This is a genomic window from Petroclostridium sp. X23 (assembly GCF_030013905.1).
Lineage (GTDB): Bacteria > Bacillota > Clostridia > SK-Y3 > SK-Y3 > X23.
On record NZ_CP124862.1, the window covers coordinates 1,874,218 to 1,890,428 of the forward strand.

14 protein-coding genes and 1 pseudogene are annotated in these 16,211 nt (G+C 39.7%); 2 read left to right on the plus strand and 13 right to left on the minus strand.

Annotation, left to right across the window (positions count from 1 at the left end; all coding sequences use genetic code 11):
- Nucleotides 1-202 precede the first annotated feature (202 nt).
- Nucleotides 203-2,560: a hydratase gene (locus tag QKW49_RS09130; RefSeq protein ID WP_282867241.1), complete on the minus strand. Its 2,358-nt coding sequence runs from the start codon at nucleotides 2,558-2,560 to the stop codon at nucleotides 203-205.
- A 273-nt stretch (nucleotides 2,561-2,833) separates the two neighbouring features.
- Between QKW49_RS09130 and QKW49_RS09135 the strand changes: the two genes are divergently transcribed.
- Complete coding sequence (locus tag QKW49_RS09135) at nucleotides 2,834-3,409, plus strand: hypothetical protein (RefSeq protein WP_282867242.1); 576 nt, start codon at nucleotides 2,834-2,836, stop codon at nucleotides 3,407-3,409.
- Nucleotides 3,410-3,490: 81 nt separating this feature from the next.
- Here the strand turns inward: QKW49_RS09135 and QKW49_RS09140 are convergent, their stop codons facing one another.
- The 4 genes and pseudogenes from QKW49_RS09140 to QKW49_RS09155 form a co-directional block, all read right to left on the minus strand.
- Nucleotides 3,491-3,844 carry a L,D-transpeptidase gene (locus tag QKW49_RS09140; RefSeq protein ID WP_282868101.1) on the minus strand — a complete coding sequence of 118 codons (354 nt, stop codon included), beginning with the start codon at nucleotides 3,842-3,844 and terminating at the stop codon, nucleotides 3,491-3,493.
- Nucleotides 3,845-4,540: pseudogene (locus QKW49_RS09145) on the minus strand (LysM peptidoglycan-binding domain-containing protein); the annotation flags it as partial. It lies immediately after the preceding gene.
- Between the two features lie 14 nt (nucleotides 4,541-4,554).
- Entirely contained in the window at nucleotides 4,555-5,250 is a 696-nt protein-coding gene (locus QKW49_RS09150; RefSeq protein ID WP_282867243.1) for a LysM peptidoglycan-binding domain-containing protein, read from the minus strand.
- 173 nt (nucleotides 5,251-5,423) lie between these two features.
- Nucleotides 5,424-7,244: an S-layer homology domain-containing protein gene (locus QKW49_RS09155; RefSeq protein WP_282867244.1), complete on the minus strand. Its 1,821-nt coding sequence runs from the start codon at nucleotides 7,242-7,244 to the stop codon at nucleotides 5,424-5,426.
- A gap of 318 nt (nucleotides 7,245-7,562) precedes the next feature.
- On the opposite strand from QKW49_RS09155, the gene QKW49_RS09160 reads away from it, so the two are divergent.
- Nucleotides 7,563-8,063, plus strand: a complete 501-nt coding sequence (locus QKW49_RS09160) for a 4Fe-4S binding protein (RefSeq protein WP_282867245.1) — start codon at nucleotides 7,563-7,565, stop codon at nucleotides 8,061-8,063.
- Between the two features lie 204 nt (nucleotides 8,064-8,267).
- On the opposite strand, the gene citG is transcribed toward QKW49_RS09160, so the two are convergent.
- The 8 genes from citG to citD all read right to left on the minus strand — a co-directional run bounded on the left by citG (nucleotide 8,268) and on the right by citD (nucleotide 16,199).
- Nucleotides 8,268-9,155 (minus strand): triphosphoribosyl-dephospho-CoA synthase CitG, encoded by an 888-nt coding sequence (gene citG, locus QKW49_RS09165; RefSeq protein WP_282867246.1) that lies wholly within the window; start codon nucleotides 9,153-9,155, stop codon nucleotides 8,268-8,270.
- A gap of 124 nt (nucleotides 9,156-9,279) precedes the next feature.
- Complete coding sequence (locus tag QKW49_RS09170) at nucleotides 9,280-10,785, minus strand: tripartite tricarboxylate transporter permease (RefSeq protein WP_282867247.1); 1,506 nt, start codon at nucleotides 10,783-10,785, stop codon at nucleotides 9,280-9,282.
- A 21-nt stretch (nucleotides 10,786-10,806) separates the two neighbouring features.
- Nucleotides 10,807-11,280 (minus strand): tripartite tricarboxylate transporter TctB family protein, encoded by a 474-nt coding sequence (locus QKW49_RS09175; RefSeq protein ID WP_282867248.1) that lies wholly within the window; start codon nucleotides 11,278-11,280, stop codon nucleotides 10,807-10,809.
- 389 nt (nucleotides 11,281-11,669) lie between these two features.
- The gene (locus QKW49_RS09180; RefSeq protein ID WP_282867249.1) at nucleotides 11,670-12,683 is read right to left on the minus strand and encodes a tripartite tricarboxylate transporter substrate-binding protein; all 1,014 of its coding nucleotides are present in this window, start codon (nucleotides 12,681-12,683) and stop codon (nucleotides 11,670-11,672) included.
- Nucleotides 12,684-12,871: 188 nt separating this feature from the next.
- On the minus strand, nucleotides 12,872-13,441 hold the full coding sequence (gene citX / locus QKW49_RS09185; RefSeq protein WP_282867250.1) for a citrate lyase holo-[acyl-carrier protein] synthase: 570 nt from the start codon (nucleotides 13,439-13,441) through the stop codon (nucleotides 12,872-12,874).
- A gap of 3 nt (nucleotides 13,442-13,444) precedes the next feature.
- Nucleotides 13,445-15,010, minus strand: coding sequence for a citrate lyase subunit alpha (gene citF / locus QKW49_RS09190; RefSeq protein WP_282867251.1), 1,566 nt, complete (start codon nucleotides 15,008-15,010; stop codon nucleotides 13,445-13,447).
- Nucleotides 15,011-15,023: 13 nt separating this feature from the next.
- The gene (gene citE / locus QKW49_RS09195; protein WP_282867252.1) at nucleotides 15,024-15,902 is read right to left on the minus strand and encodes a citrate (pro-3S)-lyase subunit beta; all 879 of its coding nucleotides are present in this window, start codon (nucleotides 15,900-15,902) and stop codon (nucleotides 15,024-15,026) included.
- Nucleotides 15,903-16,199 (minus strand): citrate lyase acyl carrier protein, encoded by a 297-nt coding sequence (gene citD, locus QKW49_RS09200; protein WP_282867253.1) that lies wholly within the window; start codon nucleotides 16,197-16,199, stop codon nucleotides 15,903-15,905. It abuts the gene before it with no gap.
- Nucleotides 16,200-16,211: the final 12 nt, after the last annotated feature.

Genomic DNA, 16,211 nt, shown 5'->3' on the forward strand with positions numbered 1-16,211 from the left:
ATGATAATTTTATCATATATTTCATCTATTGGAAATATTACTTATATATTCATAGTAAATACATAAAAACATAAAAAAACCCGTGAATGCATACAAGATTTCTCTTGCAAACACTCACGGGCGTTTAATCAAACTTTATTGTTTCTATTATTTTTACGTATTCGTCAATACCATGACAATTATAGTTATTATCTAATGTATATTATTTGTTCTTGCTTGCTGCATAGTAGTTAATCAGGCTGCCGGCCAAAATGATTTCTCTTTCATCCGCAGTCAAATTCTGAATTTGAAGTATGATCTCTCTTCTGCTCTTTTCATTAATTATATATGCTTTAACAGTTTCCGTGCCATTAAGGATTGCCTCTCTTATCCCTTCAATATAAACATAATCTCCTACCTGGAAATCACATTTCTCCATATCTGAAACGGTAAGAGGCAAAATGCCCCAGTTAATAAGGTTGCTCCTGTATCTCTTTGTAGCATACTCTACAGCGATATTCCCAAGACCGCCCAATACCTTCTGACATGAAGCAGCTTGCTCACGTGCAGAACCATCCCCAGGTTTTACAGCGAAAATCGTGCTTCCAACAATCGTTGTTCCGGCAATCGCAGTTAATTCTTCATTTGAAATATTTTCTTTTCCAGCAATTAATGAGAAAACACTCTTTAATTCTTCATTGCCCACACCATTCTCCAAGAAAGAGCCTCTGGCTTTCTCCAATTCATGTACCGCCTTCGCTCTTCCTACATATTGCGGATCCTTCCTTGATAACGTAAACTCCGCTAATTTCATAGGGTTGGAACGGTACGAAGATGTTTCTCCCGATGGAATCAGCTCATCTGTGGTTGTAACAGGGTCATTGATTACCGACACCATTTTTAGCAATATGTTATCCGTAAGCGCGGACATCTTGGGCCAGTCCGCAATGTTTGGTCCATATTTCAACTCCGCATCAAGTTCCGGTTCACTAAAGCCATTATAAATTCTATTCTTATATACTTCTTTGTTGAAGCTATAGGTTGGGGCTGATGCGTTAAAATCAATTTCAGTAGCAGGGGTTAAAAATCCGCCATTTACAGCCGTTGCAGCAATAGACAATGAATCCATTAAAGCAACGGATGCGATCTGCCCCGAACCTGGCTTCGAACCTTCTCTGCTCGGGAAGTTTCTTGTTGAATGTCTTATACTGAGGCCATTATTTGCCGGCACATCTCCAGCTCCAAAACATGGTCCGCAAAATGCTGTTTTTAAAGTAACGCCTGCTTCCATCAGCTTGGATATTGAGCCATTCTTAATAAGCTCCATATAGATTGGCTGACTGGCTGGGTAAACACTCATATTGAAGTAGTCACTTCCAACAGAATGATTGCTTATGATTTCTGAAGCCATGCAGATATTTTCAAATGTTCCTCCTGCACAACCTGCAATAATCCCTTGGTCTACTTTTATCCTTCCATCCACAATTTTATCGGTAAGATTAAACTTTGTATCGGAATTACCCATTAATTTTTGGCCTTCCGCTTCTACCGTCTTTAATATTTCTCCGGCATTCTTATTAAGTTCGGATATGCTAAACACATTGCTTGGATGGAATGGAAGCGCAATCATAGGTTCAACCTTACTCAAATCCACCTTGATCAAACCGTCATAATAAGAAACAAGCCCCGGTTCCAATTTGGTATAGCCTTGCGGACGCCCGTGGGTTTCATAGTATTCCTTAACCTTTTCGTCTGTACACCAGATTGAACTTAAGCAGGTCGTCTCTGTGGTCATAACATCAATACCGTTTCTGAAATCAACGGATAAGCCTGAAATGCCAGGACCAACAAACTCAAGAACTTTATTTTTAACAAACCCTTTATCAAATACGGCTCCGATAATAGAAAGAGCAACATCCTGAGGTCCAATACCCAATTTAGGAGTTCCTTCCAAATATACTGCAATCACTTCGGGATAGGTTACATCATAAGTTTTGCTAAGCAGCTGCTTTACAAGTTCCGGCCCGCCTTCACCAATTCCCATGGTTCCAAGCGCCCCATAACGCGTATGACTATCTGATCCTAAAATCATACTTCCACAAGAAGACATCATTTCTCTCATATACTGATGTATTACAGCTTGGTGAGCAGGTACATAGATTCCACCGTATTTTTTGGCTGCCGAAAGGCCGAAAACGTGGTCATCCTCATTAATGGTTCCGCCTACCGCACAAAGGCTGTTATGACAATTCGTCAAAACATATGGAATTGGAAACTGCTGCAAACCGCTTGCTTTTGCAGTCTGCAGAATACCTACATAAGTAATGTCATGTGATGCAAGTACATCAAACTTTATTTTCAGTTTCACCACATCATCAGAAGTATTATGTCCCGTCAGAATACCGTAAGCAATTGTATTCTTGCGTGATGCTTCCCGATCAAACAGTTGCCCTATATCAGCTATTGATTCTCCCTTTCCTGATAAATAATTGGATACCTCATCTAATGAAATCTGGTCCTCATAACCTAATATCGTATTGCCTCTATATAGATAGGCACCCTTATTATGAACCGATACCATTTTAACCCTCCTTATATTTTTTACATATTGAAAATGCAAGATTTTCAATATGTTTATCTCAATTTTGAACAGTTTAATTATACGATAAAAATACTCTATAAACAAGAGGAGATGTATACAATTATACAAAAATGCAATACAAGCATAATATCCCATTTCGCATTAATTTTAAAAATTATTGTTCGGTAAAGTAATAGGTTTTACATTTATTTTTATTATTTTGGTAATAATGTATTTGAAGTAAAATTTACATTATCATAAGGAGGACTTCCAATGAAAACTAAAATTATATTACTTATGTTAGCACTATCTATTGCTATTTTTGCAGGATGCGCTCAACAGCCTGAGCAACCTGAACCGGCACCAACAGCTCCGCCACAAACAACACCGCCGGAAACAACGCCGGATGTAACAACAACAGCTTCGATAGTAGATGAAGAAGCTGCGTTTGAAAAGGCTATAAGCAACAACGGTACATGGCTTATTGCAACCATAAAAGATTTGACTTTTGATAAAGAACTGGTACTGGATGGTGAATTTAAAAACGGTAAGAAAGATGCTGACGGCAAGGATATTATTCAACGTAAAATCGCTTTATACACGCAAGATGATCAGCGCAACGTCACCGGCAGATTCACTCTAACGGCACCGAAATTAACAATTAATAGTCCGGAAGCGAGGATTCAAAGCGGCACCTTCAAAGGTGACCTATATGTCTCTGCCCCCAACTTCCAGTTAGTGGATGCTACTGTTGATGGAAACGTGTATTTTACTACTGAAGAAGCCCAATCTACATTTAAAATGGATGATAAAAGCAAAATAACCGGAAAACAAGAATTACAAAAATAATATAGTATTTCAAAATTATTTTAATCAAAAAATCAGTTAACCAATGGATAGTTAACTGATTTTTTTGTATAGCATGTGGCTCTAGAATATTCTTACTTCTGTTCCTACCGGTACATAATTAAACAACTCGTTCACATCACTATTGTACATTCTTATACAGCCATTGGATTCCATCTTTCCAATGGAAGACGGCGCACTGGTACCATGAATACCGTAGTGTGGCTTGGATAATCCCATCCACCGGGTACCGAAAGGCCCTCCCGGATTCACCTGCTTATTTACAATACTAAAAGTCCCTTCCGGCGTGGGCGTATCCGGTTTTCCGATTGCTACCGGATAAGTCTTAAATATATTCCCATTTCTATATAACGTAAGCCTGAAAGCGTTTTTATTCACTTCTATCCGAACCGGAGAAGGCGCTACAGGGATGCAGATTGCCTGCCCAACGATCAGATTATTGGGATTGATTTGAGGATTTAACCTTACCAGTTCGCTAATGGATACATTAAAATAACCGGCAATAGAATACAGTGTATCTCCCCGTGCGATAACGTAATAATTGGCTTCCGGGCATCCTGCATAGGTTTGTGGTTCATTTTTAGGTATGCATATTCTTTGGCCAATTACTAGCCTGTTTGGGTCTATTCCAGGATTAATATTGATAATAGCATCCACAGTGGTATTATATTGTTTTGCGACAGCACCCAGCGTATCTCCTGCCTTAATGACATAAGGTACTGATCCTACCGGGCAAGCCGCCGGTAAATTCTGGGGAACACAAATTTGCTGTCCAATCAAAAGCCTGTACGGATCGATTCCGGGGTTGGCATTGAGTATGGCCTGAACAGTGGTATTATTCTGCTGCGCAATCCTTGTTAATGTATCCCCCGCTTTAATAATATAAGGCCCAGTGCCTGCCGGACATACACCAGGCGGGGTTTGCGGCTGGGGAACACAAATCTGCTGCCCTATGAAAAGCCTATCTGGGTTTATTCCCGGATTGAAGCTAATAATTGCTTGAAGGGTTGTATTATACTGCTGTGCGATTTTAGTAAGCGTATCCCCCGCTTTAATGATATACGGTATTGCCCCTGTGGGACATTGAGGAACGGATATATAGCTAAACATCATATCACCCTCTCTCCTTAAAATATTTTTACCATTGTTCCTACAGGTGCCAAATTAAAAAAGTTGTCAATAGCATCATTGGTCATTACAATATTGCCATTGGTAGACGCACTTCCCACAATATTAGGGTTGTTTGTCCCGTGAATGAAATAATTTGGCAACGACAATCCCAGGAGTCTTAGCCCGTATCCTGCCTCCGGCGTCACTTCCTTATATAGAACCGTATATGTACCTTTGGGTGTAGGTGTTTCCGGGCTTCCAACCGCAACCGGATAGGTTTTAGCGATCCGGTCTCCCCGGTATACAATCAATGTTTTATTATTGGTATTGACTGCTACGCTGATGGGCGGTGGCGCAATTGGGATGCAAAGATACATATCCTCATAGAGTTCTCCCGGCTCCACTCCCAGATTTGCCTGAAGGAGTTCCTCAAAAGTAATATTAAAATACTCCGCAATGGACTCCATGGTATCTCCCACTTTTACCACATAGTAATTTGTTGTGGGACATGACGGGTATTCCTGCTGTCTTAAAGGGATGCAGATTTGTTGTCCGATTTGCAGCATATACGGGTCTATCCCCGGGTTAACATTATAAATCGCTTGTACTGTTGTATTGTAACGGCGCGCAATGCTTCCCAGCGTATCTCCTGGCTTAATTACGTAAGGCGCTGTTCCTTTCGGACATTGGAAAGAAGAAATATAATTAAACAATAAAATCACCTCGCAAAACTGTTTTTACTATATAATACTCAATTGTTACAAAATGTGTAACCTTTTAACCATCTTAATAAAAAAAACGGGACTGGAAGACGCATTATATTTATAATAATTCATCTTCCGGTCCCGCTTTGATAATCAATCATAAGTTACTTACTTATGTTCCGTTATTTAATTGTAATTTCAACGATCGTATTATTAACGATTTCAAATGTACCTTCTTGGTCAATTTCAAGGTCTGAAATATCCTGATCATCATCTGAATCAATTTCTATTTCTACATCATCACTGACTGCATATCTGTTTTCTTCAGTACCTTCGTCAATCGTTAGCTGTACGCCGCTACTATCATGTGTAATGGAATCTATTTCTCCGTCAATTTCAAATCTATTATCGCTCGCTTCAATTCTATACACAAGATTGTTTCTAACCTCTAATTCTACATCCATGCCTTTTTCCAGATCATTAAAACCTTCTACCTGCCCATTTACATAGACCATAAACACATCGGCATATTGGTATTGTTTAATCTCACTGCCTGCTTTCACCTTAATCGTACTTTGTGTAATGTCATTTATAATTCCTTCCACTTCATCTGTCTGATTTTCAACTTCTATACTTGTAACTACATCATCGATTATTTTTACTATGACATCATCTCCGATACCCAGGTCTTCCAAGTCAGCGTTTGTTCCATCTATTTCTACATCGGCATCTTCTGAAAGGGTGTATGATTCATCGTCGATAGAGATATGATACACTCCGGTTAAATCGATACTTGTAATGGTTCCTTCAATTTCCTTTTCAGTTTGTTGTTCTGTGGTTCTATTGATATAGATAGTTCTTGCTCTATTCTTATTATCCACCACTATGGTCGCAGCATCATTGGCTTCAATATCTTCAAAGCTGCCTTCTACCCTTTTAAAATATACGTTCGTATCATCGGTCACTTCAAAAATCAATTTCATTGTTTGATTCTGCAGGGTTATGCTGCTATCACCAGTACTGTCTACATCCAGTACTGTACCGGCATACCGTTTAATGATTTTATCATCATCTGCATCTTCGTCAACAACTTCTATATATACTACTTCATCGTCTTCAAATTGTAATATGGCTGTATTTCCTTTTTGGATATCATCGTAGTCTATCCTTCCATCTTGATCATAAACAACAATATCATCTTCTACTTCATAAGTCTTTAATTGTCCATTTACTCTAAGTGTGATTTTATCATCATCAATCCGGTAAATTACTCCTTCAAGCTCATCTTCATCTATATCGCTGTCTACCTTATCATCAACTCTTTCAAATAATACTGCCATCTCCGCTCTTGTTAACGTACCCATCGGATTAAATCTTTTTTCATTATCACCTTGCATGATCTTCATTTGATTAACCATATAAACATATCCGACTGACCCTACTGGAACAGCAGCCGCATCTACAAAAGATAACTCTGCGTCCATGTGGTCTTCAGCTTCACCTTCATAACCAAGCGCTCTAATCACATACTTCGCAACTTCATGCCTTTTTGCCGGCTCCTGGGGGTTAAAATACATCATATCTACATCATCAAGAATTTCTTTTTCATAAGCTACTGTTATATAGCCTTTAGCCCAATCAGCTATGTCTTTTCCTTTATATTTTTTCGGTAGTTCGTTAATATCTTTTGTTTCTCCCTCCCATCCCATCACTCTCAGTGCCATGATCACTGCCTCAAGTTTTGTGACGGCATTACGTGGAGCAAATATTCCATCTCCGTATCCCTTAATCAATCCTTTTAAGTTCATCTTTTCAATGGCATCTTCAGCCCATGGATAGTTATCCAGATCATTAAATATTTTTTTTGCTATACCCGGTGGGACCTTAAGCCCTTTTTTAGCCAATCCCGGTGGAACCTTCCCTTTAGAACCGGCAAATGCTGTCGACATACCCGCCGATAGCACAAGTGATACTACTAGAACTGTACTAATTATTTTTTTCAATTTAAATACCTCCCTAACTCATTTGGTTTACTATATATATTCGAAAATACTTTTTAATAATTGGGGGTATATAGCAAATAATATTTTTGTAATATTCTCTTAACATTGCTGTAATATTGGCAGTATTATACTCCAAAATAGGAGGGTGTGATAAAGTGCTTCATCGTTCGAAAATCGGAAAAAAATTTATAAATTTTTTTCATTCAGAGGTTGACATTTATACCCTATACCCGTATAATGTATTATGAGAAATGTAAAATTGCTAACACAAAAGATAGTACAAATAAATTGATTATTATTATTATGGAGGTATTTGTTATGAAAAGAAAAAATCATCAAGAATGGTCCTGGATACTTATGGTGTTGTTCATTATGCTGTCAATTCTTGATATCCGCTTCGGTTTGTTAGGATTGATTTGCATGACCGTCCCTTTATATCATGCTTTACGGGGAAGAGGGAAAGTCCATTGTTCTCATTACTGTCCGAGAGGTTCTTTGTTAGGGAAGTTTTTAACACATATTAACTTGAATAATAACTTACCTAAAAGCTTACGGGGGAAAACAGCAAAAAAAGTTATGCTGGGAATAATGATGATCATGTTTTCCATATCGTTAAGTCATGCGGGTTTTAATATCACCAAAATTGCCTTCGCGATTTTCAGGCTTATGACCGCTTCGCTGACACTGGGCATTATTATGGGGATCATATTTAAGCCGCGAAGTTGGTGTCAAGTATGTCCGATGGGCTATGCAAGCGAATTGATTACTAACAGCTTAAAAAATAAGAATACGCAGCAAAGAGTTAGAACAGAACCTTAAGAAATGACGCATCAAAAAGGTAAAGCAGCACGCTTTACCTTTTTAATGTCCTTCTATCTAAAATTTATAATTTTATAAAACCTTGTTAATTATATTTCTTGTGTTGGTATAAATATGAAAAGGAACACTGGTACTAGCTTATCCTTTTGGTCTGCTATCTCCTCCAAAAATTCGCCAGTGTTCCCTTTTTCATATAACGCAATGCTATTCAATATGCTGTTTTCTTAATGTCAGAAGATAAAACATGGTGGTTACAGCAAGTAAATCCGCACATCCCCCAGGGCTAATATTTTTTTCTATGAAATCTATATCCATACTTGTTAAAAATGCTTTACCCTCTTCTGTATATATCCCACCTAATTCTAAAGCGGCAGCGGCATTTTCCTTTACATACTCAAGCATACCCATATTATGCCGTGCAATCACATTTGTATCTTCAGTCACAGCCATCAAATGCAGCAATACCTGTACCAAGACATCGTTAATGTGTCCTTTTTCTTCTTTCATCAGTTTCAAAAAAATCGGGAGAGATGCTGTACGAACTGTAATAAAACCTTCTTCCACTTCTCCTCGAATACCTTTTATTCCATATTTTTTATACAGTCTTTCCCCATAAGTTAAACCTTGTGCTCTACATATATTTACAAGTTCACGTTGTGTGATCCCTTTGGTCATTTGTGATACGATATGGCATATTTTTTCTATAGAGACTTGAAACTCTGTCTTATTTAAAAAATAGTATCCGGCAGCAGTGCATATAATGCCTAAAGAAAAAATAAGTCCTTTATGCGTATTCACTCCTCCGGTAGCCTGGAACATTTTATGCTCTGCTTCTACACCCAATCCTCTGATTTGATGGAATAATCCTTCAACATTTGGACTGTCATACTCAACGCCTTTGCGGGCACACCTATAGAAGAACGGTCCTAATACGGTACTGCTTGACATGAACGAAAAAAAATCCATGTCTTTATGCGCGCCGGAATTGGCCCTATCCACAAGGCCAGGCTTTGGGGTGGCCGTGACCTCATAGAGCATAGATTGAACGGCGCATTTACTTATATATTCACATAATTCGGTTTTTAAGGTCATATGATCACCCTTTATTTAGTGAGGAGTGGATAGTGGGGAGTGAGGAGTCTTTACATTCTCCTCACTATCCACTCCTCACTAAAGTAATATATTTCATGTAAAATCCTTAATGCATTTAATATATCTATATTGCCGCAGTATTCTTTTTGGCTTTCAAATAATCTTTCAAAAACGGATATACTATTGACACAACGGTGACAATAATTAATACAATGGCGATAGGTGATCCTGTAAAAATACCAAAGCTGCCATTTGAAATGACCAATGCCTGCCTGAAAGATACTTCCATACTGTTTCCTACAATTACACCTAAAAGCATAGGTGCTGTTGGCACACCTGCCGCATGCATGAAGAGTCCTACCAGTCCGAATATCACCAATAAATAAAAATCTATCACGTTGTTACCTATCGCATACGTACCAATAAATGCCAATCCTAAAACGATAGGATAAAGGATTTTCGGTGGTGTCGCCAATACTCTCACCAGAATGCCTGCCAGCGGTATGTTGACAATTGCTAAAATAACGTTTCCTACGAACATACTGGCAATCAATCCCCAAGCGATATCAGGATGCTGGGTAAACAGCAATGGCCCCGGTTGAAGTCCTAGCATCAATAACGCTCCCATCATGACTGCGGTTGTTCCTGAACCCGGAATGCCCAGTGTTAACATCGGTATCAAAGCACCTACAGAAGCAGCATTATTCGCGGCTTCAGGAGCCGCCAAACCAACGATTTCACCTTTTCCGAAATCCTCTGGATTCTTAGACATCTGCTTTTCATTGTTATATGCCATCAATGACGCCATGGTCCCTCCTGCTCCAGGAAGCGCACCTATGATAAACCCAAGCGGCGTACTCCTTAAAATAGGAAGCCAGCTTCTCTTCCAGTCTTCTTTTGTGATCCATATCTTACCAAACTTTGTCTGCATTTTTTTCTTGCCTTCGTGAATTTCCGCAAAGCTCTTAAACACTTCCCCAAGTGCATAAATAGCTATGATTACAATAAGGAAGTCAATTCCCGACTGTAGTTCCAATATGCCAAAGGTAAATCGTTCAACACCTGACTGAGCATCCAATCCAACAGTAGAGATTGCCAGACCGAAAAACATGGAAATGAATCCTCTTACCAGATTATCTTTGGACATGGAGGCCGTCGCCGACAGCGCGGCAAGCATCAACAGGAAATATTCCGCCGGGCCAAATTTAAGTGCAAATCTTGCAACCGGCTCTGCCAACAATACCATGAAAACAGTAGCGATTAGTCCGCCGATAAATGAGGCAATCGCTGACATTGCAAGTGCAGCTTCAGCACGTCCATTCATCGCCATCGGATATCCGTCAAAGGTCGCAGCCAAAGCTGCACCATCTCCCGGCGTGTTAATCAATATGGAACTTCTGGAACCGCCAAACATAGCGCCGTAATAGACTCCGCACATGGTAATGAGTGCTGCGGTCGGGCCCATGGAAAAAGTCATAGGCAGTAAAACCGCAACGCCAGTTGCAGGCCCTAACCCGGGTAGCATCCCTATGATAGTACCTAGCACACCACCTAAAGTAACCCAAAATAAATTACCTGCTTCTATCGCAACTTTAAAACCGTCAAAAAGATTAATTAATACTGAATCCATATGATTTTATCACCTCCATCATTATATTTCAAGTATGGGCAGCATAGGAAGAGGAATCGCTAAAAGCTTCATGAATATAAAATAGATTCCCACACTAAAGCACACCGCTACGATCATATTCACCTTCCAGTTCTGCTTTCCATTTAGCGCGAACAGGATAGAACCTATAAACAATATAGTAGACAATACATATCCAAGTCCTTCAAATACCAAAGCATAAATAAGACTCGCAACACAAGTGAATATAATCAGCTTGGTGGAATGTGTCATTCCTTTTTTTGCATCCTGCTTTTTTTCTTTTACCGCTTCTTTTTTTCCAGTTTCTTTTATAAATAGAACTATACCGCAGATAATCATAAAAACGCTCAAAAGCAATGGAAACAATATAGGCGCTATGGGATTCCCTACATTCGCCCTAGGCAAGTTATACGCTTGGATACCATAGATAACACCAAAGATAATGGATATAATACCTGTTAAAGCCGGCAAATTCATTTTTTCACCTCAAATCATTTAAATTTAAAGAAACCACATATTATTAAGTGAGGAATAAGGAGTTTTTCACTATTCATTATTCACTCCATACTCCCCACGTGAAATAAACTCTATCTAAATCTTTACCGTACCTAATATATATACGTTACACTAAGTATATTACATACTCGTTCAAAAATGTGACACCGGGACAGTTCGAGAATGCTGAAAAAATGCTTCAACGGTCAGTCGTAAAGCACGGGGACGGGCCTACAGCTTCCCTAAAAACCAAGCGCAGCAGTAGGTCCGTCCCCGTGCTTCACCCCTTCTACGTGCTAAATCAGACTATCCCCCATGTCACTTTTTTTCTTCTATGCCTATCTGTAATGTACTTAGTGTTATTTATATAGTTATTTTTTTAGCATCCCTATTTCTTCCAATATTTGTTTGTACTGTTCATTTGTTTCTTTTAGAAATGTCTTAAACTCTTCAGCATTTGCATAAGCCGGAGCCCAACCATTTCTTTTGCATGCTTCTGCCCACTCAGGCGTTTTCACCATCTTTTCTAATGTTTCGGACCAATATTTTACCGCATATTCAGGCATTTCCGGAGCGCCAAATAATCCTCTCCAGTTTTCAAATACAGCATCAATTCCCTGTTCTTTCGCAGTAGGCACTTCAGCCAGGACCCCTTCTCCTGTACGCTCCGGAGCTGTTGACCCAAGGGCTCTCATATCTCCGCTTTCAAGCAAAGGCTTAATATCACCTAATCCGGTAGATAATAAATCTACGTGTCCCCCCAGAACCTGTGCGGCACCTGCATTATCCTGAAAAGCTACATAGTCGATCTCTTTCAGCTTTTCAACACCGGCAGCTTTTGCAATAATTAGAAACTGGATATGGTCCATACTTCCTGCAGAAGAATTACCACCGATTTTTACACTCTTGGGATCTTTCTTTAACGCATCCATGACATCCGCCAATGTTTTATATTTTGAATCTTTAGCAACAACAAACGCACCATAATCGGTAAGCAATCTTGCTAGAGGCGTAGTATTTTCATAGCTGAATTGAGTCGAACCGTTTAAATTGATCAACAATAATGGCGGAGAATAGACCGATATAATTTTATCGCTTCCTTTTTTCTCCTGAAGGTAGGATAAAGTAACCCCACCGCCGCCGCCGGGCTTATTGGTGATTGGCATTGGAACAGATACAAGCTTTGCATCCTTTAATGTCTTCTCAACCGTTCTGATGGCTAAATCCCAACCGCCACCGGCTCCCCCGGGTGCTATAAACTCCATTGCCTTTACCGGATATTTGGTTTCTTTGTTTCCGGATGTTGCAGAACTACATGCTGTAAACATAAAAGTTAACACTAGCATTGAAGCAATTACCATTACCGCCTTGTTTTTAATTCTCATAATCATCCTCCTATACTTAAATACATTCATTGTTTTGGAATTAACCATAATCCCCTTCATTTGATCTTATACAACTAATATTCTCCACTCCACCTCCTTTAAATAACATTTTTATATTTTATTACCATCTAAACACAAAAGCGTAATCCTAGACGGTATATAAAAATCGTATACTGTTGTAAAAAAGCTTATATATCATTCAGTGAGTATACAAATAGAGATTGCTTATTAAACTTTTGATTAAAATACTCTTTTACTGTTATATTAATCTTTTCAATAAGCTCATCGTAAGAATGCCGTTGACTTCGAACACAGATGACAGCATCTTGCTCACATATGAGGCATTTTCGACTTGGCTGTCCTACTTCAGACCTTTTCACGATATGATAGCTTGTATCAATCACATCAAAGTCAAAAAGTCTTCCTACCGGATGTTGATCTTCGATTTCCACTAGTATTTTCTTAAGTTCAAGCTCATCCATATTGACAGATATATACGCTTCCGGTCCTGTGATCGGCTTATATATCTCTTGGTCAAGTACAATTGCCCCCTTTTCACTCAATGCTTTGCGCAGAACATGCATTCCTTCTCCATGAAGGGTTCGGCTGACCGGAGTATCCTTGAATTTTCCCGGCATGTTAATTGTAAATGAGATAAGTGCGACTCCAAAACGGTTAATTAGTTCCCTTTGTCTTTCAGCTCTTCTGTCCCTGGATAAAAGAAGTTCTTTTAAAGTCACTTCTTTTGCAATGCTCATATATTATTTTCTCTCCCTTTTTACCTGACGGATCACATCGATCACCGTACCATTTCTGTAGTTCACAACACCAACGATTTTATCTTCAACTTGTATGGGATCCGGTTTTCCAACGACTTTTTCAGCCTTAACCTTCAATTCTTCGATGGAATATACAGGTAATTTTGCCTCTTTCAAACGATGTAATAAATCCTGCCTTAAAGGATTCACCGCAATCCCTTGATCTGTAACAAGAACATCCACCGTATTCCCCGGCGTAACGATGGTATTCACTCTGTCTAAAATGGTAGGCATCCTGCCGCGGATGAGCGGTGCTACGATGATAGCTACAGATGCGCCGGCGGCGGTATCGCAATGCCCTCCTATCGCTCCGCGTATGATTCCATCCGAACCTGTGATTACATTTACATTAAAATCTACATCTATCTCCAAAGCACTTAGCACTACAATATCGAGTTGATTGACGGCACTTCCCTCATTATCGGGATTGGCATAATAGGAAGCATCGATTTGTGCATGATACCGGTTATTTTTGAGAGACTCCGCTGCTTTAAGATCAAAGCTTTGAACGTCCAAAAGCTTTCTGATCAGCCCTTCCTCATGCAAATCGACAATCTGACCTGTAATGCCTCCTAACGCAAAACTAGCTTTTATGCCTTTTGCAATCATTTTATCCCTTAAAAATCTGGTTGTGGCTAAAGAGGCACCTCCTGAACCGGTTTGCAAAGAGAAGCCGTCTTCAAAATAACCCGATGCTTCTATCACATCGGCAGCATGCTTTGCTATCAAAAGATCTCTCGGGTTTTTAGTAAATCTCGTTGCTCCTGACATAATGCCATTAGGGTCGCCGATCGCATCCACTTTCACGATATAATCAACATGGGATTGAGGAATCCCAAAAGGAACATTGGGGAATCCGACGATATTATCCGTAATCAAGATGACTTGATCTGCGTATTGTGCATCCACTTTTGCATAGCCTAACGCACCGCAGACCGATGCTACCGAGCTTTCCCTGGAATATCCGTTTGCATTTCCGTAGGGGTCACAGGATGGCACTCCTAAAAATGCAACATCTATGTGAAGTTCTCCACCGGTGATAGCCCTTGCTCTTCCTCCATGGGACCGCAATAAAACAGGAATATCCATCAACCCATCCGAGATAGCTTCGGCCAATGCGCCTCTCAAACCGCTGCTTTCGATTCTCCGTATCACACCATTGTTGATATGGTGAATGAGTGGCGCGTGTATATCGGTTAAAGAACTGGAAGCAATTACAAGGTCTTTAATACCCAACTTTGCGATAGTATCCAACACCATATTCACGATATAATCGCCATTTCGGAAATGGTGATGAAACGAAATGGTCATTCCATCTTTCAACCCGGCTTCATGAATTGCTTTTTCCAATGTAGGTACAATTTTATTCCGATCCGGAGAAGTCTGCCTTTCCTTGAGTCTTTCGGTATCTTTTGTTAGTTCCTTTTTATTGAAACCGTGATAAGATTTCAGTTTACCGAGTCCTATGATTTCTTCCGGAATTTGCCTGCCAATATTATTTTGCATCATTTATCACCTCATCTTAAACATATACTCTCGCGGCAGCGGCTAAATCTAACGTTCTTCGAGCCCTATCTACGATAGGTTTATCAATCATTTTTCCATCTAAGCTGATTACACCGGAGCCTTTGGCTTCCGCTTCCTTAATCACTTCTATTACTCTAACGGATTTTCTTATTTCTTCCTCAGTAGGGGTAAATATCTTATGCACCGGCTCAATCTGACGAGGATTGATAATAGATTTTCCGTCAAATCCTAGCTGTTTAATCAGTTTTACTTCGTTTATAAAACCTTCTTCATCATTTACATCCGAGAAAACCGTATCCAGTGCGTCTATTCCTGCCGCTCTCGCCGCAAATAAAATTTGACTTCTGGCAGTGAGCAGCTCTATCCCTTCTAACGAACGGGTAGTTTTTAAATCAGTGACAAAATCCTCCGCCCCAATAGCAATCCCCACCAACCTCGGACTGGCAGTGGCAATCGCGTAGGCATTGATGACCCCCAGCGCACTTTCAATTGCCGCCATCATCTTAATGGTTCCCGGTTCTATACCAGCTTCTTTCTCAATATGTGTAATGAGTTGGTCTGCTTCATGAATGTCTTCCGGCTTTTCGGTCTTAGGCAGACGAATGATATGGGGTTTTGCCCGTACAATTGCTTCAAAATCCGCTTTACCAAAAGGCGTATCCAGTCCATTTACCCTTACAACTGTTTCTGTTTTTCCATAGTCAAATGTTTTTAACGCATTGTAGACTAAAAATCTTGCTGCGTCTTTTTCGTTTAATGACACCGAATCTTCAAGATCAAACATAATGGCGTCGGAACCATAAATATGAACATCCCGTATCATTCCCGGATTATTTCCCGGAACATATAGCATGGTTCTTCTTAATCGCTTCATCTATCTCTCCTCCCAGTTATAATCTGTATTTTTTGCTGCTCTGTGCACCGCTGTCAACAACCTTGCTTTTATGGTACAATCCAGTGCCCCTTTATCATTGGCATGAACAATCACATCGGTTACACCCATTTCTTCAAGTGTCTCTTTGATTACTTTTTTTATCTGATTGCCAAATTGGTTTTGCACTGTACTTTTTAACTCGATTTCAATGCCTTTTCCTTCATTCTTTTCTACCCAAATGGTAATGTCACTGGACTCCAGTGTTCCTGCCACTGCTTTTTCGATAATCTCAAGCATTATACAACCTCC